This is a genomic window from Roseovarius sp. THAF8, assembly GCF_009363735.1.
GTDB lineage: Bacteria > Pseudomonadota > Alphaproteobacteria > Rhodobacterales > Rhodobacteraceae > Roseovarius.
Genome location: NZ_CP045410.1, coordinates 2,490,036 through 2,514,825, shown reverse-complemented (window position 1 = coordinate 2,514,825; position 24,790 = coordinate 2,490,036). Strand labels below are relative to the sequence as shown.

General features: G+C 67.2%; 25 protein-coding genes. 10 read left to right on the top strand and 15 right to left on the bottom strand.

The annotated features are described in order from the left end of the window. Positions 1–31: 31 nt before the first annotated feature. The gene (locus tag FIU85_RS22355; protein ID WP_254701739.1) at positions 32–469 is read right to left on the bottom strand and encodes a hypothetical protein; all 438 of its coding nucleotides are present in this window, start codon (positions 467–469) and stop codon (positions 32–34) included. Between the two features lie 55 nt (positions 470–524). Then, positions 525–1,565, bottom strand: coding sequence for an asparaginase (locus FIU85_RS12305; protein WP_152497087.1), 1,041 nt, complete (start codon positions 1,563–1,565; stop codon positions 525–527). A gap of 162 nt (positions 1,566–1,727) precedes the next feature. Here FIU85_RS12305 and FIU85_RS12300 point away from each other — a divergent pair, with 162 nt between their 5' ends. Then, the gene (locus tag FIU85_RS12300; RefSeq protein WP_254702893.1) at positions 1,728–2,255 is read left to right on the top strand and encodes an invasion associated locus B family protein; all 528 of its coding nucleotides are present in this window, start codon (positions 1,728–1,730) and stop codon (positions 2,253–2,255) included. 13 nt (positions 2,256–2,268) lie between these two features. On the opposite strand, the gene FIU85_RS12295 is transcribed toward FIU85_RS12300, so the two are convergent. After that, a complete protein-coding gene (locus tag FIU85_RS12295) occupies positions 2,269–3,225 on the bottom strand; it encodes an L-threonylcarbamoyladenylate synthase (protein WP_152497086.1) in 957 nt (318 codons plus the stop codon). Positions 3,226–3,358: 133 nt separating this feature from the next. Here FIU85_RS12295 and FIU85_RS12290 point away from each other — a divergent pair, with 133 nt between their 5' ends. The 4 genes from FIU85_RS12290 (at position 3,359) to FIU85_RS12275 (ending at position 6,799) form a co-directional block, all read left to right on the top strand. Next, entirely contained in the window at positions 3,359–5,074 is a 1,716-nt protein-coding gene (locus tag FIU85_RS12290; protein WP_152497085.1) for an acyl-CoA dehydrogenase, read from the top strand. Next, positions 5,074–6,114 (top strand): MBL fold metallo-hydrolase, encoded by a 1,041-nt coding sequence (locus FIU85_RS12285; protein WP_152497084.1) that lies wholly within the window; start codon positions 5,074–5,076, stop codon positions 6,112–6,114. Before FIU85_RS12290 ends, FIU85_RS12285 begins: the two co-directional genes overlap by 1 nt. A gap of 7 nt (positions 6,115–6,121) precedes the next feature. Further along, the gene (locus FIU85_RS12280; protein WP_152497083.1) at positions 6,122–6,577 is read left to right on the top strand and encodes a hypothetical protein; all 456 of its coding nucleotides are present in this window, start codon (positions 6,122–6,124) and stop codon (positions 6,575–6,577) included. A gap of 84 nt (positions 6,578–6,661) precedes the next feature. Then, complete coding sequence (locus FIU85_RS12275) at positions 6,662–6,799, top strand: aa3-type cytochrome c oxidase subunit IV (RefSeq protein ID WP_152494134.1); 138 nt, start codon at positions 6,662–6,664, stop codon at positions 6,797–6,799. 96 nt (positions 6,800–6,895) lie between these two features. Here the strand turns inward: FIU85_RS12275 and FIU85_RS12270 are convergent, their stop codons facing one another. Continuing rightward, positions 6,896–7,222, bottom strand: a complete 327-nt coding sequence (locus FIU85_RS12270; RefSeq protein WP_152497082.1) for an AzlD domain-containing protein — start codon at positions 7,220–7,222, stop codon at positions 6,896–6,898. Next, positions 7,219–7,932 (bottom strand): AzlC family ABC transporter permease, encoded by a 714-nt coding sequence (locus FIU85_RS12265; protein WP_152494136.1) that lies wholly within the window; start codon positions 7,930–7,932, stop codon positions 7,219–7,221. The genes FIU85_RS12270 and FIU85_RS12265 overlap by 4 nt, the downstream gene beginning before the upstream one ends. Before the next feature lie 61 nt (positions 7,933–7,993). Here FIU85_RS12265 and fdhD point away from each other — a divergent pair, with 61 nt between their 5' ends. Genes fdhD through glp form a run of 5 tightly spaced genes read left to right on the top strand, consistent with a single transcriptional unit; the run spans position 7,994 to position 12,654 of the window. Next, positions 7,994–8,878 (top strand): formate dehydrogenase accessory sulfurtransferase FdhD, encoded by an 885-nt coding sequence (gene fdhD, locus FIU85_RS12260; protein WP_254702892.1) that lies wholly within the window; start codon positions 7,994–7,996, stop codon positions 8,876–8,878. Then, a complete protein-coding gene (locus tag FIU85_RS12255) occupies positions 8,875–9,420 on the top strand; it encodes a YcxB family protein (RefSeq protein WP_152494138.1) in 546 nt (181 codons plus the stop codon). Before fdhD ends, FIU85_RS12255 begins: the two co-directional genes overlap by 4 nt. Then, positions 9,417–10,061 carry a molybdenum cofactor guanylyltransferase MobA gene (gene mobA, locus FIU85_RS12250; RefSeq protein WP_152497080.1) on the top strand — a complete coding sequence of 215 codons (645 nt, stop codon included), beginning with the start codon at positions 9,417–9,419 and terminating at the stop codon, positions 10,059–10,061. Before FIU85_RS12255 ends, mobA begins: the two co-directional genes overlap by 4 nt. Further along, positions 10,058–10,549 (top strand): molybdopterin-guanine dinucleotide biosynthesis protein B, encoded by a 492-nt coding sequence (gene mobB, locus FIU85_RS12245; RefSeq protein ID WP_152497079.1) that lies wholly within the window; start codon positions 10,058–10,060, stop codon positions 10,547–10,549. Before mobA ends, mobB begins: the two co-directional genes overlap by 4 nt. Next, positions 10,546–12,654 (top strand): gephyrin-like molybdotransferase Glp, encoded by a 2,109-nt coding sequence (gene glp, locus FIU85_RS12240; protein WP_152497078.1) that lies wholly within the window; start codon positions 10,546–10,548, stop codon positions 12,652–12,654. Before mobB ends, glp begins: the two co-directional genes overlap by 4 nt. Positions 12,655–12,806: 152 nt before the next feature. Here glp and FIU85_RS12235 read toward each other — a convergent pair whose 3' ends face one another. From FIU85_RS12235 to FIU85_RS12190, 10 genes are all read right to left on the bottom strand, one after another. Beyond that, positions 12,807–14,591, bottom strand: coding sequence for an ABC transporter ATP-binding protein (locus FIU85_RS12235; RefSeq protein ID WP_152497077.1), 1,785 nt, complete (start codon positions 14,589–14,591; stop codon positions 12,807–12,809). Positions 14,592–15,016: 425 nt separating this feature from the next. Beyond that, complete coding sequence (locus FIU85_RS12230) at positions 15,017–15,598, bottom strand: amino acid synthesis family protein (protein ID WP_152497076.1); 582 nt, start codon at positions 15,596–15,598, stop codon at positions 15,017–15,019. Then, positions 15,591–16,433 (bottom strand): UPF0280 family protein, encoded by an 843-nt coding sequence (locus FIU85_RS12225; protein ID WP_152497075.1) that lies wholly within the window; start codon positions 16,431–16,433, stop codon positions 15,591–15,593. Before FIU85_RS12225 ends, FIU85_RS12230 begins: the two co-directional genes overlap by 8 nt. Beyond that, complete coding sequence (locus tag FIU85_RS12220) at positions 16,433–17,872, bottom strand: 6-hydroxynicotinate reductase (RefSeq protein ID WP_152497074.1); 1,440 nt, start codon at positions 17,870–17,872, stop codon at positions 16,433–16,435. Before FIU85_RS12220 ends, FIU85_RS12225 begins: the two co-directional genes overlap by 1 nt. Next, the gene (locus FIU85_RS12215; RefSeq protein WP_216648874.1) at positions 17,865–20,555 is read right to left on the bottom strand and encodes a molybdopterin cofactor-binding domain-containing protein; all 2,691 of its coding nucleotides are present in this window, start codon (positions 20,553–20,555) and stop codon (positions 17,865–17,867) included. The genes FIU85_RS12220 and FIU85_RS12215 overlap by 8 nt, the downstream gene beginning before the upstream one ends. After that, entirely contained in the window at positions 20,552–21,403 is an 852-nt protein-coding gene (locus FIU85_RS12210) for a xanthine dehydrogenase family protein subunit M (RefSeq protein ID WP_172978878.1), read from the bottom strand. Before FIU85_RS12210 ends, FIU85_RS12215 begins: the two co-directional genes overlap by 4 nt. A 106-nt stretch (positions 21,404–21,509) precedes the next feature. Continuing rightward, positions 21,510–22,205 (bottom strand): ABC transporter ATP-binding protein, encoded by a 696-nt coding sequence (locus FIU85_RS12205; protein ID WP_152497071.1) that lies wholly within the window; start codon positions 22,203–22,205, stop codon positions 21,510–21,512. Further along, positions 22,205–22,909, bottom strand: coding sequence for an ABC transporter ATP-binding protein (locus FIU85_RS12200; RefSeq protein WP_152498244.1), 705 nt, complete (start codon positions 22,907–22,909; stop codon positions 22,205–22,207). Before FIU85_RS12200 ends, FIU85_RS12205 begins: the two co-directional genes overlap by 1 nt. Next, entirely contained in the window at positions 22,909–23,853 is a 945-nt protein-coding gene (locus FIU85_RS12195; protein ID WP_152497070.1) for a branched-chain amino acid ABC transporter permease, read from the bottom strand. Before FIU85_RS12195 ends, FIU85_RS12200 begins: the two co-directional genes overlap by 1 nt. Continuing rightward, positions 23,850–24,776 carry a branched-chain amino acid ABC transporter permease gene (locus FIU85_RS12190; protein ID WP_152497069.1) on the bottom strand — a complete coding sequence of 309 codons (927 nt, stop codon included), beginning with the start codon at positions 24,774–24,776 and terminating at the stop codon, positions 23,850–23,852. The genes FIU85_RS12195 and FIU85_RS12190 overlap by 4 nt, the downstream gene beginning before the upstream one ends. Between the last annotated feature and the right edge of the window lie 14 nt (positions 24,777–24,790).

Genomic DNA, 24,790 nt, shown 5'->3' with positions numbered 1-24,790 from the left:
GGAAAGGCGCACGCCCCGGCCGGGTGACGGCCTAGGCGGGAAGGATGCCCGCCTCTTGTCCTGCCGCGACTTCGGCTTCGCTCAGCATGCCATCGGCATCAGAGTCCAGTTGCTCGAAAGTGCCGGCCGGCGCATCGGGCATCGCGGCCTGGAATTCTTCCATCGAGACCATGCCGTCGCCGTCGGTATCCGCTTCCAAGGCAAAGGCCAGGGCCGGAACGGTCAGGGCAAGCGCGAACGTCGCTGCAGAAAGTGTCTTGGTCATCTTTGGTTTCCCTTTTCTGGGTTCAGGTTGTCCGGGGCGTTTCTGCCCGCGGACCCTGAACATGATCGCGCCATTCCAATCCCGAAAGAGCCCGTCGCCGGATGAAAGCCGGTCGTGCGAAATCAGGCCTAAAGCGCCGGTTTTCCTCGGCATTGTGCTGCCGGTATTGGGCAGGGAAACGCCGCAACGCGAAAACCAGCGCATGGCGGATACCGCAATCGGCAGGATGTCGTCAAAGGCGCCGCGACTCCTTGAAGAGTCAGGCCAGCAGCCCGTCCACCGGCTTCACGATTCCGGTGCGCACCTTGCGGCGATTCAGGATCGGCGCGTTCATGAACTTCAGCGTCGCCGGATGCTCGGGCGCAAGCACACCGATGCGCACCAGCAAGGCGGCGATGGTGCAATTCGCGGCCCGCGTGCTGCCATCCGCAACTTTCAGCGCGATGCCCAGCTTCCTGGTCGGCGCAATGGCCACGAAGAAGCCTTCGGCGCCAGTCTTCAGCGCCACGGGATCGTGGCAGGCTTTCATCAGCTCGGTACAGGCGCGTTTCTCGCCCGCCACCAGCAAGGGATTGGCGATCATCGCCTCGCGCAGCCGCACCGCAGCATCCTGCCGCGCGCCACCGCCTTCGGTGGCACTGGCGAACCAGCCCATGGCGCGCCCCATCCCGCGCATTGTGGTGATCGAGTTGGGCGCGTTGCACCCGTCTGGCGCAAATCCCGGGCTGCGCTCTCCGGTCAGTTCCTCGAAAGCCTCGAAACAGGCGCGCTGCACCGGGTGGTCCGGGTCCACGTATTCGGGCCCGCCGTTCAGGTGCTTCGACAGGGTCATGAACCCGGCATGTTTGCCGGAACAATTGTTGTGCACCTGGCAGGGCGATCCGTCGGTTTTGATCAGGTGATTGAACGCGGCGCGGTCCTGCGGCATCTGCGGGCCGCAGCGAAAATCGCCGTCGCTCAGGCCCAACCCGTGGATCCAGTCGTTCACCGCATCGGTATGCACCGCCGCGCCCTGGTGCGAGGCGCAGGCCAGGGCCAGCTGCTGCTGGGTCAGGCCGAACGCATCCGCCGCACCGCTATCGACCAGCGGCATCGCCTGGATCATCTTGGCCGAGCTGCGCGGATAGATCACCGCGTCCGGGTCGCCCCATGCCTCGATCACCTCGCCTTGCGCATTGCAGATCACGGCATGGCCCAGATGCAGGCTTTCCACGATGTCTCCGCGCCAGATTTCGGTCAGGGGAACGGCATTCGTCACTTGGGGCCTCCGGTCGTCGGGCTGGTCGTCTCGGCGCGTCATTCCTACGGCGAAAATTCGCCAATTGCACCTTTCATGTCTCGCGTGTTTCAGGCTAGTATTGCAATGTCGAGAAGGAAATGGCTGCACGTGCAGAAAATCCCGTCAGGGGGTGAGTGCCGCCAGGGACGATTGAGGCAAAAGGACAGCTTGGAGGCTGGACAAATGGGATCATTCAAAGCATTCGGCGCCGCCGCGGCCCTGTTGGCCATGGTCGCGTCGGGCGCAACCGCACAAGACGAAAGCACCAACCAGGTCGCCGCGAAAACCGCGTGGAGCGTGTTCGAGGACGCCGACCCGAAAGAGTGCTGGGCCGTCAGCTCACCCACCGAGACGGTGAACACCAAGGATGGGCGCGTCGTCGCCGTCCGCCGTGGCGACATCCTGCTGATGACCTTCTTCCGGCCCGGCGCCGGCGTGGACGGTCAGATCACCTTTACCGGCGGCTACCCCTTCGCGGGCGGCTCGACCGTGAACGTCAATATCGGCGGAACCGAGTTCGAGATGTTCACCGAGGGCGAGTGGGCCTGGCCGGCAAGCGCGTCCGACGACGCCAAGATCATCGCCGCGATGAAGCGGGGCGCCGATGCCGTGCTCACCGCGCGGTCCGGGCGGGGCACGGTCACCAAGGACACGTTCTCGCTCCTGGGCTACACCGCCGCCCTGGAAGAAGCCGAGAACCGCTGCAAGTAAGCCTGGCCGCAAGCTAGCCGATGACGTCGCGCGGGGCCGCCGCGCGGCGCAAACGGTCATTGATCGCCCGGCCCAACCCGCTGTCCGGGATCGGTGCCACGGCGATTCCGCCTACATTGGCGGCGTCCAGCCGGTGCAGGTACCCGAAAAGATGCGCAGCCGCTTCCACCAGGTCGCCGGTGGGCGACAGGTTCAGATCGCTCTCCATCGGCCCGAAGCCCAGCATCAGCTCGCCCTCGGTCACCTCGGTCGCGTTCAGGCGCACCGCCGCCCCCGGCGCGTAATGCGAGGTCATCTGCCCCGGCGCGGTCAGCGTGCCGCCCTCGACATGCCGCTCCAGCGATGTGCCCAGCGCGGCCTCGATGGCCTCTACCGGAATGCCCCCGGGCCGCAACAGCACCGGCGCGCCGTCCAGCCCCAGGATCGTCGATTCGAGCCCCACGTCACAGGCCCCGCCCTCGACGATGGCCTCGATCCGGCCCGACAGGCCCGCCGCCACATGCGCCGCCTCGGTCGGGCTGATCCGCCCCGAGGGGTTGGCCGAGGGCGCCGCCACCGGTCCGCCGAACGCGCGCAACAACGCCTGCGCCACGGGATGCGCGGGCACCCGCACCGCCAGCGTCGGCAACTCCGCCGTCACCAGCGGGGACAAGCCCGCGTGACCCCGGATCGGCAACACCAAAGTGATCGCTCCGGGCCAGAAAGCCGAGGCGAGGATCTCTGCGGCATCCGACCACTCCACCAGCGTCTTGGCGGCCTCGGCATCCGGGACATGCACGATCAGCGGGTTGAACCGGGGCCGCCCCTTGGCCTCGAAGATGCGCGCGACGGCCATGTCGTCCCGCGCATCCGCGCCCAGCCCGTAGACCGTCTCTGTCGGAAAGGCGACAAGCCCGCCCGCGCTCCAGACCCTTGCGGCCTGCGCGTATCCTTCCGCATCGGCGGTCAGGTGTCGTGTCTCAAGTGTCATGGCCGGTCTGACGCCGCGTTTCTGTTGCCGTGTCGGGCGGGTGCAATAGTGTTGATGCCAAGCCCAAGTCACAGTTACAGATGCCCGTGCCGGATTCCAAGCCGCGCCGCCCACCGCCATTCGGGAGATACCGATGCCCTATCGCGCCCCTGTCGAGGATTTCCAGTTCCTGTTCGATCACGTGGTCGGCCTGGATCGCGTCACCGCCACCGACCGCTTCGCCGAGGCGACGCCGGATGTCACCTCCGCGATCCTGACCGAGGCCGGCAAGCTGTGCGAAGAGGTGCTGGCCCCCCTGCAACGTCCCGGCGACCTGCATCCCGCCAGGCTCGAAAACGGCGTCGTGCGCACCAGCCCCGGCTATGCCGAGGGCTACAAGGCCATCGCAGAAGGCGGCTGGGTTGCCATCGCCGCCGATCCCGAAAATGGCGGCATGGGCCTGCCCATGACCGTGACCACCGCCGTGAATGACATGATGTCGGCCGCCTGCCTGTCGCTGCAACTCAGCCCCCTGATGACGCAAGGCCAGATCGAGGCGCTGGAACATCACGCCAGCGACGCGCTCAAGCAGACCTACCTGCCCAAACTGGTCAGCGGCGAATGGACCGGCACCATGAACCTGACCGAGGCGCAGGCCGGCAGCGACGTCGGCGCGCTGTCCACCAAGGCCGTGCCGAACGGTGACGGCACCTACGCCATCACCGGCCAGAAGATCTATATCAGCTGGGGCGACAACGATTTCACCCCCAATGTCTGCCACCTCGTGCTGGCCCGCCTGCCCGATGCCAAGCCCGGCACCAAGGGCATCAGCCTGTTCCTCGTGCCGAAGTTCATTCCTGACGAGAACGGCGAACCGGGCCGCGCCAATGACCTCAAGGCCGTCAGCCTGGAACACAAGATGGGCCTGCATGGCAGCCCCACGGCGGTGATGCAGTATGACGGCGCCACCGGCTGGCTGGTGGGCGAAGAACATGACGGGATGCGCGCCATGTTCACCATGATGAACAACGCCCGGCTGGGCGTGGGCACCCAAGGGGTGGGCGTGGCCGACGGCGCCTACCAGCATGCGCTGGCCTATGCGCAGGACCGCAAGCAGGGCCGCAGCACGATAGAGAACGGCACCGGCACCATCATAGACCACGCCAATGTGCGCCGGATGCTGGCCACGATGAAGGCCGAGACCTTCGCCGCCCGCGCCATCGCGCTCACCTGTGCCGCCGCCATCGACATGGAAACCGCCACCGCCGCGCCCGACTGGGCCGCCCGCGCCGCGTTCCTGACACCCATCGCCAAGGCGTTCGGCACCTATACCGGCATTTCCGTCGCCAACATGGGCATCCAGCTGCATGGCGGCATGGGCTTCATCGAGGAAACCGGCGCCGCGCAGTATCTCCGTGACGTCCGCGTGACCGCGATCTACGAGGGCACCAACGGCATCCAGGCGATGGACCTCGTGGGCCGCAAGCTGATGGACGGGGGCGAGGCCGCCTATGCCCTCCTCGACGAGATCGAAAGCACCGCCGAAGCCGCCCGCGCGAACCATCCCGAACTGGCCGAGCCTGTCTGGCAGGCCACCGAATCCTTGCGCGAGGCGACCGAGTGGATGGTCGCCCAGACCGAGATGAACAACCGCTTCGCCGGGGCCGTGCCGTTCCTGCGCGCCTTCGCCCGAGTCCTTGGGGGGCACGCGCACCTGCTGGCCGCGATGCACGACACAGACGGCAGCCGCGCGCGCCTCGCGCGGTTCTACATCACCCGCATCCTGCCCGAGGCGCAGGCCCATATCGCCCACGCCACCGCCGGGGCCGATGACCTCTACGCCCTCGCTCCAGAAGACTTCGCAGCCTGATGGCCGACGGAAGCAAGATCGCCACACCCTGGGACGAAGCCCCCGATCACGGCGCGGCCGTCGAGGTCGCGCCCGGCATCCTCTGGATTCGCCTGCCCCTGCCCATGGCGCTCGATCACGTCAACATCTACGCGCTGGACGAAGGCGACAGCTGGACCATCGTGGATACCGGCGTGTGCACCAAACGCTCCATCGCGCTGTGGGAGGACGTGCTGGCCGGACCGCTCGAGGGCAAGCCCGTCTCCCGCGTCATCCTCACCCACCACCACCCCGACCATATCGGCATGGCCGGCTGGCTGATGGACCGCTTCGGCGCGGATCTGCTGATGACCCGCACCGCCTACCTGATGGCCCGGATGCTGATCCTCGACGTCGAGGAGCGCCCCACGCCACAGGCGCTTGAATTCCGGCAACGCGCGGGCATGGACCCCGAAACCTTCGAGGCCCGCAAGACCGACCGCCCCTTCAATTTCGCCGACAGCTGCGCGCCGATCCCGGTAGGCTACACCCGCCTGCAACAGGGAGGCACGCTCACCGCTGGAGGCCGCGCATGGGACATCCACGTGGGCCACGGCCACGCGCCCGAACACCTGACGCTCTGGTCCCGCGACGACGCGCTGGTGATCGCGGGCGATCAGATCATCTCGTCCATCAGCCCCAATATCGGCGTCTACCCCACCGAACCCGAGGCCGACCCGCTGGGCGAATGGCTGGACAGCTGCGCGCGTCTGTCGGCCCTCGCCCGTCCCGATCAACTGGTCCTGTCGGGTCACAAGCTGCCTTTCACCGGCCTGCCCACACGAATGCGCCAACTGGCCGAGAATCACCACGGCGCGCTCAAGCGGCTTGAGAAACACCTCGCCACGCCCCGCACCGCCGCCCAGTGCTTCCCGCCGCTCTTCAAGCGCAGGATCGACGGCGGCACCTACGGGCTTGCCTTGGTCGAAGCGGTTGCACATCTCAACCACCTGCATCAGGCTGGCCGCATCACGCGGACCCTGGACGACGACGGCGCGTGGCTCTGGCAAGCGAAGGACTAGACCCGCCATGGACGACAAGATCGAGACCACCGCCGAACATGTCGAACGCGCGGTCTTCGCCCGCTGTCACGAGGTTCACGCCGATCCCGCCACGCGCTGCACCGAGGTGCCCGAGAAACTGGCAACCAAACAGGCCGTGGCGAGAAAGAGTGCCGCGCAGTGGGCCTACGAGCGGCTGATTCTCTATATCCAGAACTTCGAGAAGACGCTGGATAACGAACACGAGGTCGCCATGGGCTTTGCCGGCGGCGGCCCCGGCACGTTGCGGATCGAGGGGATGGGCTATTTCGACCCCGACATCGTCACCTTCTACGGCTCCGATCCGTCGGGCGCCAAGACCCAGCTGATCCAGCATGTCAGCCAGCTTGGCGTGATGCTCCGCGCCCTGCCCAAGCCGTCCGAGACCGCCGAGCCGGTGCGCATCGGCTTCCGCCTGGCGCAGGATCTCGAAACCTCTGCCTGACTGCGACGTTCCGGGCCGTGACAGCCACATCGGAATCCGTTATCCAGTCGCAAACAGTGACAACCGCACACAAGGATCGGGATCATGGCCAACGAACACAAGCACGGTGAAATGGACATCAAGGTTCAGGAAAAGACCTTCGAGGGCTTCCTGAAGGCATCGACCTACGTCGCGGCCGGCTCCATCATCTTTCTTATCCTGCTGGCGATGATCAACGTCTAGGCCGAGCGTCGGCGCATCGACAGGCATGCGACGCCCCCGCAGGACACTGAGGGGGCGTTTTGTTTTGCCCTGATCTACCCGCATTCGCGCGGCCCGTCACCCCACCAGGTACAGCATCAGGTACAGCGCAAAGCCGCCCGAAAGAATCGCCGCGATGATGTTGCGGGTCCATCCTCCCACAACGACGGTGGCCGCCGCCGCCACCAGACGCGCCGGGTCCGGCGCTCCGTCCGTTGCCGCGGGCCACAGCACCAGCGGCGCAACCAACCCCGGCAGGATCGCGACGGCGGTATAGCGCAGGTGCCGCAACAGCCATGGCGGCAGCGGCCTGTCCCCGACGATGCCGATAAAGAAGAACCGCAGCGCGTAGCTGCCCAGCCCCAAAAGGACGATCACGGTCCAGACGGTCGCGCTGTCCATCACACGCTCCCTTCGGGCTGCGTCCGCCGCTCGATCTCGGCCCCGGTCATCATTGCCGCGATCCCCGCCGCGAACAGACCAAGGTTATAGGGCAGGAAGGAAAGGACCAGCGCCCCCACGACCGAGACCAGCGCAGCCGCCAGGTGCGCGCGCGTGCGCAGCATCGGCATGATCAGCGCGATGAAGGTGATCGGCACCGCGAAATCCAGCGCCATCCACTCGGGGATCGCACTGCCCAGAACAGCGCCTACCACCGTGAACAGGTACCAGAACGGGCAGACCGGCACGACCGTCCCCCAGAAATAGACCAGCTTCTGGCGCAGGCTCCATTGCCGATTCTGTTCATAGCGGATCGAGGCGAGCGCATAGCTCTGATCGACGATGAAATACGCCGCCAGCGCCCGGTGCCACAGCGGCGCGGCCCCCAGATAGGGCGTCAGCGCGGCGGAATACATCGCCATCCGCAGGTTCACCGCCAGCGCCGAGGCCAGCACCAGGATCACCGGCGCGTTGTCCACCATCAGCGCGAGCGCCGTGAACTGCGCCGCCCCCGCGATTACCGCAAAGGAAAAGGTCAGCGCCTCCAGCACGTTCAGCCCGGCTTCGGTCGCCACCACGCCAAACAGGGTGGCAAAGGGCGACACCACCAAAATAAAGGGGGCCGCATCGCGTACCCCTTTGAAGAAAATCGACTTGTCGGTTTCCGTTGTCATCCGAAGATCTTACGTTACCACTTACCCTAGGATGCCTATCCTGCAATTAGAGGGATCGCAATTGGCGAAGACCGACAATCTGAACGCGTACATCATCGCGCCCGACCCCAAGGCCCCGCGCCTGACACGGGCCGTGGAGGGCGTGGACCATGACGGCAATCCGACAAATATCGCGGTGGTCGAGGAACGGCCCCTGACGATCTTCCTCAACGGCCAGGAAATCGTCACCGCCATGACCATCGGGGACTATCCCGACTATCTCGCCCTCGGCTTCCTGCGAAACCAGGGGATGCTCAAGGATGGCGAGACGATCAAGGGCGTCGACTATGACGAGGATCTCGAAACCGTCGTGGTCCGCACCGATGGCGAGACGACCTACGAGGAAAAGCTGAAGAAAAAGACCCGCACCTCGGGCTGTGCCGTCGGCACCGTCTTCGGCGACATGATGGAAGGGCTGGAGGACACGACCCTGCCCGACCTCAAGGTGAAAACCTCGGACCTCTACGCGCTGTCGGCGACGATCAACCGCACGCCGTCGCTTTACCTCGAGGCCGGGGCGATCCACGGCACCGTTCTCTGCCAGGGCGACCGCCCGCTGGTCTACATGGAGGATGTCGGCCGCCACAACGCCGTCGACAAGATCGCCGGCTGGATGCTGTCGGAAGGCGTCTCGCCCGACGACAAGCTGCTCTACACCACCGGGCGGCTGACCTCGGAAATGGTCATCAAGACCGCCCTCATGGGCATCCCCGCGCTGGCCTCCCGCTCGGGGTTCACCGCCTGGGGGGTCGAGATCGCGCGCGAGGTCGGCCTCACCCTGATCGGCCGGATGCGCGGCCGCCGCTTCGTCTGCCTCGCGGGCGAGGAACGCCTGGTGCGCGACGCCGACCCGGCCTCGATCCCGGACGAAGACAAGAAGCACCGCCGCAAAAGCGCCGACGCATGAGTTACCAGTTCCAAAGCAACGCCCCGCTCGGCGTCGAGTTGTTCATCAAGGCGTCGCACCGCCAACCCATGATGAACGCGCTTCACCGCGCCTACCTGCCGATGCAGGCCTTCATCCTCGGCCTGATGGTCTTCGTCATCGCGGGGTGTATCGCCATCGGTCTCCTGCTGATCGCATGGCTCGACGTGGACGGCACGATCGGCACCCTTCTGCTCACGCTGCTGCCCTTCGCCGTCGCCGCGCTCATCTGGTTGGGCTTCATGCGCAGCATCGCGCGCGGCATGTACCGCCGAATGCTCGATTCACCGCTCTACAACGGCCCTGTCCGCTACGACGTAACGCAAAAGGGCTTCGCCATGACCTCCGACACCGCCCACTGGTCGGTGGATTGGCCCGCAATGGACAAGGTCACGCGCCACCCGTCGGGTCTCTTCATGTATGCTGGCGGCTTCATCTACGCCATCCCGAAAGAGGCCGCGCCCGCCGATCAATATGACGCCATGTGGGACGACATCAGACACTGGTTCGAGGCCTCGCAATGACCGGGCCTCTCGGCGTGATCCTCGCGGGTGGCCTCGCCACCCGGATGGGCGGCGGCGACAAGGGGCTGTTGCCGCTGGGCGACGGCACGATCCTGAATCAGGTCATTGCGCGCCTGTCGCCGCAAGTGGCGGGCATGGCGCTCAACGCCAATGGCGACCCCACCCGGTTCGACGCGTTCGGCCTGCCTGTTTTGCCCGACCCCCTGCCCGATTTCCCCGGGCCTCTCGTGGGAGTTCTCGCCGGGCTCGACTGGGCCGCGACGCAGGGCGCCGACACCATCGTGACAGTCGCCGCCGACACGCCCTTCTTCCCCGAAACCCTCGTCGCCCACCTCTCCGACACGGCACAGGACATGCCTCACCCCCTCGTCCTTGCCGCCACCCCGCGCGGCGAGGACGAGAAAACCAAGTCCATGTCCCGCTCCGGCCTCATCCGCCATCCCACCTTCGGCCTCTGGCCCACAGCCCTGCGCGACGACCTCCGCGCGGCCTTGCAGGACGGCCTGCGCAAGGTCGTGATCTGGACCGAAAAGCACGGCGGCCGCGAGGCGCTGTTTGACATCCCGGGAGATCCGTTCTTCAACGTGAACACGCCCGAGGATCTGGCGCGCGCGCAGGACATGATGAAAGACCACGGATGAAACTATACGGTGTCGTAGGTTGGAAGAACGCCGGCAAGACCGGCCTGATGGAACGCCTGGTGACCGAGATCACCGGCCGCGGCGTCTCCGTTTCCACCGTCAAGCACGCGCATCACCGCTTCGACGTCGATCATCCCGGCAAGGACAGCCACCGCCACCGCGTCGCCGGCGCCACCGAGGTGCTTCTGGCCTCGCGCAACCGCTTTGCCCTGATGCACGAACTGCGCGACGAGGACGAGCCGTCCCTCGACGCGCTCTTGTCCAAGCTTGCGCCCGTAGACCTGGTCCTGATCGAAGGCTACAAGCGCGACGCCCATCCCAAGGTCGAGGCACACCGCTCCGTCACCGGAAACCCGCTCATCGCGCCCGACGACCCCACAATCCGCGCCGTGGCCAGCGACACCGCGCTCGACCTCGACCGCCCGGTCTTCGACCTCGACGACACCAAGGCCATCGCCGATTTCATCCTTTCCGAGACGGGTCTGTGAAGACGTTCTACACGGTCGCTATCGTCGACTGGTCCGGCGGAAACGACACTGGAGCCAGACCCTGCAAAGACGCGATCTGGCTGGGCATCACCCGCGACGGGACCGATGCCGAACCGGAATACATACGCAACCGTATTGAAGCCGAGTCGATCCTCACCGATCTCATCGAGTCTGAGACCGCCGCCAATCGCCGCCTCTTCATCGGTCTCGACTTCCCCTTCGCCTACCCGTCGGGCTTTGCCCGCGCCCTCACCGGCACCGACTCTCCCTTCGCCGTCTGGGAATGGCTGACCGACCACGTCACCGACACCCCCAAGGCCAACAACCGCTTCGACGTCGCAGGCCAGATCAATCGCGCGCTCGGCAACGGCATCGGCCCCTTCTGGGGCAATGGCCGCCCCAATCACGACGTCCCCGGCCTGCCGCGCACCAAACATGGCTACCGCAATCTCTTTCCCGACCGCCGCGCGGTCGAAGAGCAAGCCAAGGGCAGCTTCACCTGCTGGCAACTCTCCGGTGCCGGCGCGGTCGGCGGCCAGGTCCTCACCGGCCTGCCCGTCCTGCACCGCCTGCGCCAGCGCTTCCCAGGGCTGATCGCCACATGGCCCTTCGAGCCGCTCGACACCCCCGTCGCCCTGGTCGAAATCTGGCCCGGCCTCATCAACCCCATCGTCAAGCGGGCCGAAGCACGGGGCGGCATTCGCGATGCCCACCAGGTCCGCCTGCTGGCGCGCGCCGTCGCCCGCTTGCACCCCGGTGCGCTGGCCGCCATGCTGGACGTCGACGCCCCTGTCGAAGGCTGGATCATGGGGCTTGGACACGAGGATAAACTGATGGCCGCCGCCGACGACATCCTGCACCCCCCGCCGCTGCGCGACGACTGTTTCGCCCTGCCCGCCGGGGTGGACTGGACGCCGGTGGACGACGCGCTGGCCCTGCTGCAAGACCGGCTTCACCCGGTCGTCGGCGCCGAAACGCTGCCCCTAGACCGCGCCCGCGGCCGGATCCTTGCCGCCGATGTGACTGCCAAGAGGGCCAACCCGCCCCTGCCCAACACCGCCGTCGACGGTTATGGCTTCGCCCATGCCAGCCTGACGGACAACAACCAGACCCTGCCCCTCATCCCCGGACGCGCCGCCGCCGGCATGGCGTTCGAGGGCACCGTGCCCCCGGGCCATGCCATCCGCATCCTCACCGGCGCCGCGTTGCCCCGGGGCGTCGACACGGTCATCCTGCAAGAGGACGTCACCGCCAGCGACACCGCCATCGCCTTCCGCCCCGGCATCAAGCCCGGCGCCAACACCCGCAAGGCGGGCGAGGACGTAAGGCGAGGCGACACCATTCTTCGCCAGGGCCGCAGGCTCACCCCCGCCGACCTCGCGCTCCTCTCGGCCACCGGGAACACCGACCTTACGGTCCACACGCCGCTGCGCGTCGCGGTGCTGTCCACCGGCGACGAACTGGTCGAACCGGGCGCCACCGCCGCCGCCGGCCAGGTCTTCGACGCCAACCGCCCCATGCTCCTGGGACTGGTCGAGCAATTCGGGTTCACGCCCATCGACCTGGGCCGCGTCCCCGACGACCGCGACACCCTTCGCGCCACACTCGACCGCGGCGCGCAACAGGCCGACGTGATCCTCACCTCCGGCGGCGCCTCGGCGGGCGACGAAGACCACGTCTCGGCCCTCCTGAACGAGGCCGGCGCGATGTCGCAATGGCGCATCGCCGTCAAGCCGGGCCGCCCCCTCGCGCTCGGCCTCTGGAACGGCGCGCCGGTCTTCGGCCTGCCCGGCAACCCGGTTGCCGCGCTGGTCTGCACACTGATCTTCGCCCGTCCCGCGATGGGCCTCCTGTCGGGTCAGGGCTGGCGTCGCCCGCAGGGCTTTCAGGTCCCCGCCGCCTTTTCCAAGTCCAAGAAACCCGGCCGCCGCGAATACCTGCGCGCCCGTGTCACCGACGGGCAGGCGGAGGTCTTCAAGTCCGAAGGTTCGGGCCGCATCAGCGGCCTCAGCTGGGCCGACGGGCTGGTCGAACTGCCCGACGGTGCCGCCACGATCTCCCCCGGGGACCCGGTCACCTACATCCCGTTCGCCAGCTTCCTCTAGGCAATCGCCTTCACTGGTCCCGGAATATTCCCGCCGGAGCCACCGGCCACACGTCCCACGACCGGCACCGGCGCGTCAGGCCGGCCCCTGCTGCCCCGAGGCGGCGGCCAAGGGCCGGCGCCGAGACACCCTCCGCGGCAAGGCCGCTCCGCCTATCTGTCGTCATAGCCTTTCTTCTGCGCCTGGTAGAGCCGCGCGTAGAGCCTATTCTCGGCCAGCAGGTCCTCGTGCCGGCCCTGCTCCACCAGCTGCCCGGATTCCAGCACGAATATCCGGTCCGCATCCGCGATCGAGCTCAGCCGGTGCGCCACCACGATCGTCGTCTTGCCTTTCGTCAGCCGCTCCAGCGCCGACTTGATCCGCTCCTCCGTCGCCTGGTCCAGCGCCGAGGTCGCCTCGTCCAGAAGCAGGATCGGCGCATCGCGCAGGAACGCCCGCGCAATTGCGATCCGCTGCTTCTGCCCGCCCGACAGCTGCGCCCCCTTGGGCCCCACCGGCACCTCGCCGCGCGCCCGGATCAGGTCGGCGATCTCGGCATCCTCGGCCGCCTGCCAGACCTGCGCCTCGGTCGCCTTCGGATTGACGTAACGGATGTTGTCCCAGATCGACGCGTTGAAAATGACGATATCCTGCGCCACCACCGAAAACGCCCCGCGCAGTGCCGCCACCTGCAGGTCCCGGATGGGCGTCCCGCCAAAGGTGATGTCACCTCCCTGCACGTCGTAAAGGCGCGACAGCAGCGACAGGATCGTCGTCTTGCCCGACCCGGTCGAGCCGACGATGGCCGACACCTTCCCCCCCTCGAACGCCATGTTCAGGCCCCGGAACAGCGGCTGATCCGGCGAATAGGAGAACGTCACGTCCTTCAGAACGATATCCCCGCTGGTGTCGAACGCCGTCTTCGCCCCCTCGGCATCCCTGATGCTTGGCTCCTGGTCGTAAAGGCTTCGCACCCGGTCGAGCAGCACCAGGCTCGATTGCAGCCCGCCGAAGAACTGTGCCAGCAGGCGCGCGGGGTCGAAGACCATGACCATGCCCAGCAGGAAGGTGATGATCCCCGCGCCATCCACGTCATATGCGGGCGACAGCACCATGTAGCCCCCGCCCCCGATCACCAGCACATAGACAAAGGCCGAGCTGAGGTCGATCGACGGCAGCACCAGCGCCTGGGTCACCTGCACCCGGGTCGTCAGCTGCCGGATCGCATCGGTCCCGCGCATCAGCCGGTCTTTCTCGACCTCCTCCTGCCGGGCGATCTTGACGGTGCGCATCCCGTTCACCGTCTCCTCGATCCCGTTCATGTAGCCGCCCAGTGCCTCCTCGGCCTCGCCCTGGGCCTGTTTCACCCGGTCCGAGACGAAATTCATCACCACGATGATGAACGGCAGCACCACGATGGCCGACACGAACAGGATCGGGTTCTTCCAGATAAGGTACCCCGACACCACGACCACCGTCACCGCGTCGCGCAGCGCGCCCGCCACGCCCAGGCCCACGAAGGCGCCGATCTGCTGCGTCTGCGTCACTAGCTTCTGGATGATCTCGCCCGACTTGGTGCGCTCGAAATAGGCAAGGTCCAGCGACATCAGGTGCCCCACCAGGTCCCGCCGCATCTCGAAGATCGCCTGGTTCGACACCTTGACCGTGATCATCGGCGCCAGGAAGGACACCACGCCGCGTACGGCGAACAGCACGAACACGACGATACAGACCTCGATCAGTTCACGCATCGCGCCCGCCTCGAAGATCACCCGCAACCCGTCCTCGGTCAACGCCAGGAACTGCTGGTAAACCAACCCCTGCACCAGGATCAGCAGCAGAACCAGCAACAGCTTGCCCTGGTGCTTGCGCAGGTAGTTCCGCCAGAACCACCGCATGTTCCGCTTGTCCGCGTCGCTATACAGCGGCTGGCGTGTCTTGGTTGGGGTATCGCTCATGTCAGGTGCAGTCCGATCGCTTCTCAACTGACGCCTATAGAGGGTTCAATCCCAAAGGTCAGCCCCCCGCGCGGACGCCCCTTACCAGACGCGTTGATGATCGCGACCATGTCGCGCCCCCGGCCGGTTAACAGCCGCGAAGCGGCCCGGCCATCGTCAGCCCCTCCCTTGGGCCGACGCTCGCCTCCGTCTTGAACGGCAACTCCGTCCCCATAGCCGACGTCCGGGATGACGAAACCGCGCCCGCATATTTCCACGCGACCATTGGCCTGTTTGGAACCCTATTGCGTTCAGGGTCATACGTGGTCCTCGAACATATCCCGTACGGGGCTTGCCCGCGCGGACGCTTCCCTTTTCCTCTGGCCAAAAATATCCTGGGGGAGGCCCGGGCCTGCCCGGGACGGGGGCAAAGCCCCCCAACGCCTTCAGCGCAGCCCGTCCTCGCCCTTTACCTCGTCCACCGTCAGCCCGCCCATCCGGTCGTGGATACGCCCGCCCCGGCTCATGGCCAGCACGAAAAGCAGCTCATCGGCACGGGGTCCGTCGGGCAGGCCCACTTCCATTCCGTCGAAATGGCTGCGCACATAGGCCGCGTTGATATGCCCCAGCGGCACGTCGATCCGGCTCCCCGGCCCGCCCTGCTTCATCGACGAGGGCACGATCGCCTTCGCCTCGCCCAGCCGCGCGCGCATCGCGTATCCCCCAGGCACATGCCACAGCGCGGTATGCTCCAGTTCCCCGGCCTCGCCCGCCATGGCGGCCTTGCCATAGCCGTCGATACCCTCAGGGCCGCCCATCGCCTCGATCAGACGGTCGGTCATCATCAGGCCCAGTGGCTTCAAGTCGTCCATCGCCGATTGCAGATCCTCGGCATAGCTGCCCGCAAAGGGGTTTCTCACCAGCGCCGCCATGGCGGCGCGGCGGCGCGGCGTCCCGGCGGCAGGCCCGCCGTCGTGATGGATCTCCTCGACGAAAAGCGCGGTCTTGCGCAGGGTGAAGTCAGGCATGTTCTGGCTCTCTTTCTTCGATCATCAAACTCTCGCCGACGGTCACGCACTGCCCCCGCAGGCTCAGGCAGGCCGCATGGATCACGCCCCGCGTCACCAGCCCGGCCGCATGGGCGCGCCCGGCCTCCAGCGCCTCGGCAACCTCCGCCGGGGTCAGCGCCCCGACCGCCCGCGTCACCGCGCGCGCGCCAAGGTCACTGTCCGGCGACACCTCGCAGGCCGGAACACGGACAATCGTCGGATGCCCCGGCAGGTCCACGGCATTGGCGATCAGCGTGGCGGCGGCGTCGGCTGTCGCGGCGTCCCGAGCCAGCACCGTCACCGCATCGGCAATGCCTAGCGAATGGCTCCGCCCGCCCGCGCCGGACGTCGCCACCCCGCGCACCGGGTTGCCATGCAGTACCGTCACATGCCCTGGCACCGGGCTTGCAATCGCCAACCGCATCGCCTCTCCCGGACCGATGTGAAAGGCGACGTCGCCGCCGTTGTTCACATAGGCCTTGCGCACGCCCGACCCGTCCCGAATGGCCGCCAGGATCGTCTCCGCGCCCGCGCCCGCCACCGCCGCCATCGGCGTAACGAACTCCGGCGCAAAGGGCCGCACCGCCTCGACCATGCGCCGCGCCGTCTCTCCCTCGACTGGCCTGCCCACGGGGCTGCGCAAACGCGGCAGCTCCGCCACCAACTCGTCCAGCAATGTCTCGAAACGCGCCACCGCTCTCTGAAACGCCGCGTCCCGCCCCGCGCCTTCGATGCCCACGATCATGTCGATTGGTCCGTGATGCAGGTGCAGCCGTTGCCCATCCGGCAACCAGTTCGCCTGCGCGCCCGGCATCACTCGCCCTCCACGACACGCACCGCGCTGCCGTACTCGCCGCCATGCTTCAGAATATCGCTCACCGTCCGCACGGACGCATCATGTCCGCCCAGCGCACGGTAATCCGCCCGGCTCAGGGTGAATTCCAGCGGCGCCACCAGCGCGGGCGTCGGCACATGCCCGAACGATCCTTCCGGCATCTTCAGCACGTCCACCATCAGCGTGATCCCGCCCCCGGGCCAGACGAAGGCCGGCGCCCCGCCACAGGTCACCCGCGTCTTCAGCGCCTGCACCGAGCGGGTCAGCTTCACCGGGTTCTGCGTCACGCCCGAGCGCAGCGACCCACCCGCCCCCGCCTGGAACATCACCGTGCACAGCGCCGGCTCGCAATTCTCGGCAATCAGCGCCACCGACGGTTTCAACGCCTCCGGCAACTGCGCCTCGCGCGGTTGCAAGTCGTCATCCAGAACATAGTACCCGTGATGCTCCCCCGTGGTGCTGACCATCAAAAGCGTCAGCCCCGGCCGCGCGCCTTTCTTTTCCAGCCACGGATTCAGGATCGCCAGCGGATCGTCCAGGTCGGTACCGCCCCAGCCCTGTCCCGGCTCGGCCACCCGGAAATACCGCCCCGGCGTCGAACGTCGCCCCTTGATGCGAATGCCGGTATCGAGCCAGCCAAGCACCTTGCCCGCCTGGTGCTCGCTGACCACTCCGGTGATATGATCGTCCACCACCACCACCTCGTCCACCAGCCCGTGCCACTGGCTGGCGAACATGCCGATCGTGGCCGAGCCGCAGCCGACGCGCATCCGCTCCTCGCGCTGACCATTGACCACGGGCGCCTGCCCGGCCTCAACGACCACCGTCGCGCCGTCGTCGATCTCCAGTTCCACCGCCTCGCAGTTGCACAGCCGCATCAGCGCATCGCAGGTCGCGCGCCCCTCGGCCTTACCGCCGCCGGTCAGGTGATCGACCCCGCCCAGCGACAGCATCTGCGAGCCATATTCGGAGGTGGTCACATGCCCCACCGCCTCGCCATTGCTGCGCACGGTCGCGGTCTCGTGCCCGAGGTGCCGGTCGGTGTCGATCTTCACCTTCACCCCGCAATAGGAATAGATCGCCTCGGTCACCACGGTGACGAAATCGGCCCCCTCGACCTCGCGGCTCACGATAAAGGGCGCGGGCTTGAAATCGGGATAGGTCGTGCCCGCCCCCACGCCGCTGACGAATACCTCCTCGCCGCCCAGGATCTCGCCGTCCCACTCCGGCCCAAGGAACGGCTTCACCGCATCTCCCTTGGCAACCCTACGGTCTAGTATGGTCAAGGGATCACACCGCACGATGCGGCCACCCTCGTTGGCATAGCGATCGCACGCCCCGATCTTGCCCGGCGCGATATAGCACATGACCGGGCAGGCATCGCAGCGGATCTTTTCCTCCTGCCCCCGCTCAGCCATGCCCCGCCTCCCGTATCGCCGCCAGCACCCTGTGCGGCAGCGCGGGCAGCTCAGTCACCAACGCCCCCGTCGCATCCCGGATCGCGTTCAGTATCGCAGGCGCGGTGGGGATCAGCACATGCTCCCCCAGCCCCTTGGCGCCCATCGGCCCTTCCGGGTCCGGCACCTCCAGGAAAATCGTCTCGATCTCCGGCATGTCGCCCGTGGTGGGGATCAGGTAATCGTGCAGGTTCTCTGTGCGCCCCGGAATGAACTCCTCCATCAGCGCCAGGCCCAGCCCCTGCGCGATGCCGCCCTCGACCTGCCCCTCGGCCAGTTGCGGGTTGATCACCCGGCCAAGGTCGTGCGCCGCGGTGATCCTGTGCACCTTCACCGTCCCCAGGCGGATGTCCACCGACAGCTCCACCAACTGCGCGCCGTAGCCATAAACGGCATAGGGCACCCCTTGCCCGTCCTCGTCCAGCGGCTGCGTCGGCGGATCGTAACTTTCCTCGGCCCACAGCACATAGCCATGCGCCTGCTCGGAAAGGTCTGTCAGATCAATCTGTTGCTCGCGTTCACCATCGCTGACGCGCAGCACGGTACCGTCCAGCCGCAACACCGCCTCCGGCCCCATATTCGTCTGCTTCAGGATCAGCGCCCGCAAGGCCCGCCCGGCGCGCAAGGCCGCACTGCCGGTCACGTAGGTCTGGCGCGACCCGGACGTCTTCCCGCAGTCCGGCGTCAGCGCGGTATCGGCCCCGATGATCTCGAACTGCGCCAAGGGCAGCCCCAGCGCATCCGCCGCGATCTGCGGGATCACCGTGTTCGACCCCTGCCCGATATCCACCGCGCCCTGGTGCAGGCACAGCCGTCCGTCGCACGTCAGCCCGATCCGAATGGTCGACGGATTGGCGATGGCCGTATTCCCGCATCCGTACCAGCAGGAGGCGATACCAACGCCATGCCGAATGTGTCCGCCCCTGGCATTGGCCGCATCGGCCCGGCGCAAGGCGTCCTGCCACGGCATCTCCAGCGCCTCCAGGCACGCCCCGATTCCCACGCCGTAAAGCGTCTGACCGCACACCGTCGCCTGCCCATCGCGCAACGCGTTCAACCTGCGGAAGGCCAGCCGGTCCATGCCCAGCTGGTTCGCCAGATCGTCGAACAGCGTCTCCTGCAGGATCGCCGCCTGCGGCACGCCGAACCCCCGGAACGCGCCGGAGATCGGCTGATAGCTGTAATTCGCCCGCGCCTCGGCATGGTAGTTGGGGATGAAATACGGCCCAGAGGCATGGACCGGCACGCGCCCGGCCACGGTCGGCCCCCAGCTTGCATACGCTCCCGTATTGAAATCGCCGTCGAACTCCATCGCCACGATACGCCCCTCGGCGTCGGCACCGATGGTTCCACGCATGTCCGACGGGTGCCGCTTCGTGGTCGAGGCCATGCTTTCGGCCCGGCTATAGACCATCCGCGCCGGTCGCCCGGTCTTCAGCGCGACCAGCCCGATCAGCGGCTGCAGCGAGACGTCCAGCTTGGACCCGAAGCCGCCGCCCGTCGCCGCCGGAATGATCCGCACCGCCCCGGGCGGCAGGCCCAGCACGGCGGCGGTATCGTCCCGGTCCATGATCGGCGCCTGCGTGCAGGCCCGGATCACCAGCGTCTCGCCGTCCATCCAGGCGACCCCGGCCTCGGGTTCGATATAGGCGTGCTCGACATATCCCGTCCGCATGGCGCCGTTGACCATGACCACCGCCTCGGCCATCGCCTCTCGCGCCATGCCACGCCGGACCTTGCCCGCGATCAACAGGTTGTCGGGATACGCGTCGTGCACCGGCCGGTCCACCGGATCCTCGCGCCAGGTGATCGGAACTTCCGACAGGTCCAGCGCCTCGATGATCGCAGGCTTGCCCGCGACCAGCGCCACCGCCTCGCCCGCCAGCCGCGCCCGGTCCTCGGCCAATGCCGGCTGGTCGCGAAACGCCGGGATCACGCCGAAACGGTTGGTCCCGGCGATATCCCTTGCGGTGAAGACGCGCACGCCCTTGTCCGCAGCCCATCCGTCGATATCGCCAAAGGCAAAGGACGCCGGTGCATAAGGGGCCCGCACCGCGCGCACCAGCAGCGCATCCTGCGGCACGACATCCGCGCCATAGGCTTCGGTGCCGTCGACTTTCGCCGCCCCGTCGAGCCGCGCCACGGCCGCGCCCACCGCCCGGCCCGGCTGCGGAATCTCCGCCACCGTGCCGGGGGCCGCATCCATCACAGCGTCGATGATCTTGGTGTAGCCCGTGCACCGGCAAAGGACACCGCCCAGCGCCTCCTCGGCCTCGGCCCGTGTCGGGGCGCTCGCGCCGCGCAGATACGCCTCCGCCGTCATCACCATGCCGGGCGTGCAGATCCCGCACTGCGCCGCACCGTGCCGCAGGAACGCCTGCTGCAACGGGGTGTTCTTCTGCCCTTCGATCGTCTCGATGCTGCGGCCTTCGGCCTGGCCCAGCGGCGTCAGACAGGCGCAAACTGGCGCCCCGTCCAGCAGAACCGTGCACGCTCCGCAATCCCCGGCGTCACAGCCCACCTTGGTGCCGCGCAAGCCCAGACCGTCGCGCAGCACCTCGGACAAACGCCGTGCCGGGTCCGCCGGCAGAACCTGGCGCCGGCCGTTCACGGTCAGGGTACAGGTGTCCATGGGCCGGTTCATCCCGCGCGCTCCGCACACGCGACATCCGCCACAGCCCGGCGCAGCAATTCCGTTGCGGCGTGGCTCCGATACGCGGCATCGGCGCGGATATCGTCGAGCGGCGACACTGCGGCCGCCACGGCCTCTGCGTCGACACAATCCGTCAGCGTATGGTCGGCCTTGCGCCCGATCAGCGCCGCCTCGACCGCAGGCAATCGCAGGGCCACCGCGCTGCACGCTCCGACCGCCATCGCGACCCGCGACACCGTACTGTCCGTCACCTCCAGCCGCACCGCCACCATGGCGATCGAGATCACCAGGTATCTCCGCGCGCCCAGCTTCAGAAAGCGCGAGCGTCCCGCCAATGCCGGATGCGGAAGGTGTATCGCCGTGACGACCTCGCCTTGCTTCAGTGCCGTCTTGCGCGGCCCGGTGATGAAGCGTTCCAACGGCATCCGCCGCAGTCCCGTGGCCGAGGCCAACTCGACCTCCGCCTCCAGCGCCAGCAGGCACGGCACCCCGTCCGCCGCGGGCGAGGCGTTGCAGATGTTCCCGCCCAGTGTCCCGGCGTTCTGGATCTGCGCCGCGCCCACCTCGCGCGCCGCCTGTTTCAGCATGTCGCAGGCGGGCGGCAAGTCGGCCTTCACGATATCGCTCCAGGTGGTTGCAGCCCCGATCCGCACACCATCGTCGCCCCGCGCGATCCCGCGCAGGCCCGCCACGCGGCTGATGTCCACCACCGGCCCCTGCAACGCCCGTGCCGCCGTCGCCGGAAACAAATCGGTGCATCCCGCCGCCACGCGCCCGCCACTCTGCGCCAGCAATGCCAGCGCATGGTCAAGGGTCTCGGGCCTCATGTAACCGCTCACCGCGCTCTCCATGCCGGGGTGCGCTCATCGTGCGCCGCCGCATTTCGCCCTGTCAACTCAAAGCGTTTTGCCGTCACCCTTGCGGATCAACGAGAGGCGAAACGCGTCAAACCCCCACGTAACGATCCACGATCGAGTGATCCTGCCGCAGCGCTTCCGCACTCAGCACCTCGCCGTTGCGCCCGTTCTCGATGAATGCCACCCGGTCGGCCACCGAGAGCACCGCATCGACCCGCTGTTCCACCAGCAGGATCGCCACGCCCTGCGCGCGCATCCTGACGATGACTTGCCGGATCGCCTCGATCATCGAGGGTTGCAGCCCCTCGGTCGGCTCATCGAGCAGCAGCGCCTTGGGCTGGATGCACAACGCCCGCGCCGTGGCCAGCATCTGCTGCTCTCCGCCCGACAGGGTCTGCGCCGGCTGGTCCATCCGCTCCCGCAACCGGGGAAAGAGCTCCAGCACCTCGTCCAGAACGTCCTTGCCCGCGCCACGCACCTGCAACCCGATCTCCAGGTTCTGCGCCACGCTGAGGCCCGCGAACAGCCGCCGCCCCTGCGGGATATAGCCGATCCCGGCGCGCGGCACCTCGTGCGGGGGCAGGCTGCCGATATCCTGCCCGTCCAGCGTGATCCGCCCCGACATCAGCGGCAACAGCCCCATGATCGTCTGCATCGTCGTGGTCTTGCCGGCACCGTTGCGCCCCAGCAGGCACAGGATCTCTCCCGCCTCGACCCGCAACGACAGGTCCCGCAGCACCTGCGCCGCGCCATAGCCCGCATTGACCCCCTGCAACTCCAGCATCATCCCGTCCCCAGGTAAGCCGCCTGCACGTCGGCATTCTCGTGGATCTGCTCCGGCGTCCCCTCGGCCAGCATCTCTCCGAAGTTCAGCACACTCACGGTGTCGGCGGTCTCCATCACCACCTTCATGTTGTGCTCGATCAGCAGGATCGTCGTCTTGCCCGCCAGGTCCCGGATCAACGCCTTGAACGCGTCGATCTCGCCCTCCGAAAGGCCCTGCGTCGGCTCGTCCAGGATCAGTAAGCGCGGCGCCTGCACCAGCCCCATCGCGATCTCCAGCAGGCGCTGGTGCCCGTAGCTGAGGTTTCCCGCCTCCTCACCGGCCTGCCCTTCCAGTCCCACACGCCCCAACGCCTCCGCCACGGCGGGCTCCACCGCGCGACCCTGCAACCGCCGCCGCGCGGCCAGCGCCACGTTCTCCTGCACCGGCAGACGCGGAAAGATCGAGGTGATCTGGAAAGTGTACGCCATCCCCTTCAGGATCCGCTTGTGCGCAGGCAGACTGGTGATGTCCTCGCCGTCGAACGTCACGGTCCCGGATGTCGGCGCGATCCGCCCGCAGATCATGCCAACCAGCGTCGTCTTGCCTGCCCCGTTCGGACCAATGAGCGCCCTCACCTCGCCTTGCGGCAAGTCGAAATCCACGTTCGTGACCGCCTGCAACCCGTCAAACGACTTGGACAGTCCCCGCACCTTCAGCAGCATCACGGCAGTCCCTTCCACAGCCGCCGCCGCACTTCGCCGGTCAGGCCCTGCGGCGCGAAGAGCGTCAGCGCCACCAGCGCCACGCCCGCGATCAGCATATAGGCCGAGGTGACGCCGGAACTGAGGTCGATGAGGTAGAACATGAAGAGCGTGCCCACGAACGGCCCCAGCACGGTGCCCGCGCCGCCCAAGAGCACCCACAAAAGCGGAAAGATCGAGTACTGCACCGACCCGAAGGTGGCTCCGGCATAGCCGAACAGAAGGCCGTAAAAGGCCCCCGCCGCCGCCGAGATCGTGCCCGACGCCACCATCGCCCCCAGCTTGTGCGCATAGGTGTCGTAGCCCAGCATCCGCACCCGCTCCTCGTTTTCGCGGATGGCGATCAGAGTCCGCCCGAACCGGCTCTGCACCAGCCACAACGACAGTAGGAAGCAGACCGAGAACAGCCCCCAGGCCGCGAAATACCGCGCCGTCGGGTCGATCAGGTCGATCCCCCACAGCACCCGCTGCGCCTGCTGGATCACAAACCCCTCGTCGCCCCGCGTGTATTCCCCGAAATAGAGGATCGTCAGGTAGCCCGCCTGCGCGAACATCAGCGTCACGATCATGAACGCCACGCCAGAGGTCCTGAGCGCCAACAGCGCCAGCCCCCCGGCCACCAGAGCCCCCGCCACGATCCCCGCGATCAACGCGGGCGCGGGCGTGAACCCCGCGTGCTGGATGGTCAGCCCCATCCCGTACATGCCCGCCGCAAAAAACAACGCGTGCCCAAGGCTCAACAGCCCCGTGTAGCCGAAAAGGATGTTGTACCCCACGGCGTAAGACGCCAGCACCATGATCCGCGCAATGTTCCCATGGTGATACGCCGGCAGCACGAACTGCAACGCGAACAGCACCACCAGTAGGCCCAGGTGCAGCCCCAGAACGCGCCCGCCCATGCTCATGCCGTTCTGGTCCCGAACAGGCCCTGCGGCCGGAACACCAGCACCAGCCCCACCAGCAGCGTCGCCAAAATCTTCGCCAGCGTCGGCGAAAAGAAGACCGAGATGATCCCGTCACTCAACCCGATGAACAGCGCCGCCAGCACGGTTCCCGGCAGGCTCCCCAGCCCCCCGATGATGACCACGATGAAGGCCAGCAGCAACGGCTCCACCCCCATCAGGTAATGCGCCTGCTGGATCGGCACGATAAGCACCGCCCCCAGCGCCGCCAGCCCCGCGCCGATCCCGAAGACCAGCGCATAGACCCGCTCCACCGGGATGCCAAAGGCCAGCGCCATGTCCCGATCCGCCTGCGTCGCCCGCATCAACAACCCGATCCTCGTCCGCGCCATCATCGCCCAGACGCCGCACAACACCGCGCCCGCGGCAAAGATTACGAACAGTTTGTACGAGGTGATGCTCCAGCCCCAGGGCTGCGCCATGCCGAACAGCGTCTCGAACCACTCGTACCACGGCAGCTCGACCCGGCCACTGAAGGGTGCCTCCACGGGGCGCGCCTCGGGGCCATAGGTCATCAGGGTCAGTTGCTGGATTACATAGAGCAAGCCAATCGTCGCCACGATCGTCCGCTCCGGATCATATTCAATACGCTTCAGTATGGTCACATCCGCCGCCGCCGCCAGCGCCCCCACGACCAGCGGCGCGATCACCAACGCGGCAACGAACCCCAGCGCCGGATGCCCCCCCACCATCTGCGCGACGTACCAGGCAATCACCGCACCCAGCATGTAGAACTCGCCATGCGCGATATTCACCACCCGCATCACGCCGAACACAAGGCTCAGGCCCACGGCGGTCAGCGCCAGCACCGCAGCCGTCACCGCGCCTTCCAGCGTGGCGAGGATAAGATGAGGTCCGAATTCCATCAGGTCAGGTCACA